This is a genomic window from Halobiforma nitratireducens JCM 10879 (assembly GCF_000337895.1).
GTDB classification, from domain to species: domain Archaea; phylum Halobacteriota; class Halobacteria; order Halobacteriales; family Natrialbaceae; genus Natronobacterium; species Natronobacterium nitratireducens.
The window spans coordinates 1-330 of record NZ_AOMA01000113.1; the positions used below are offsets into that span (position 1 = coordinate 1).

Annotated in this window: 1 protein-coding gene; it reads right to left on the reverse strand. The window is 48.8% G+C overall.

Annotated features, from left to right (window positions below):
* Positions 1-2: 2 nt before the first annotated feature.
* Positions 3-330: hypothetical protein (locus C446_RS19640; protein ID WP_204365915.1), on the reverse strand; the 328-nt coding region annotated here is incomplete at its 5' end.

Here is a 330-nt window from a genome sequence, read left to right on the forward strand (position 1 = left end):
CATCATTGGGTCAGCACTGCCGATAGGTGGTCAGTTTCTGGTCTGCCCGTCCCGTCCGGCGAACTAATCTTGAACGTGCAACAGGGTATCAATGATTCGACTTCCTCATTACCAGTCACGAAAGCCCTCTCATCATCGAGCGGAAGGCCAAACTCGTACTCCTCGCCAGGACTCAGAATCGAAGTGCGGAATTCTGTAGGCTCCACTCCCTCAACATCCTCAAAATGCATCTTTGCATAAACGTTGCTCTGTTGAACGCAAGAAGGCGACAGTATTGAATTTATGATATTCGTCTTAATGCCGCTATATGGCCTGAGAGTCCTGTTTTGA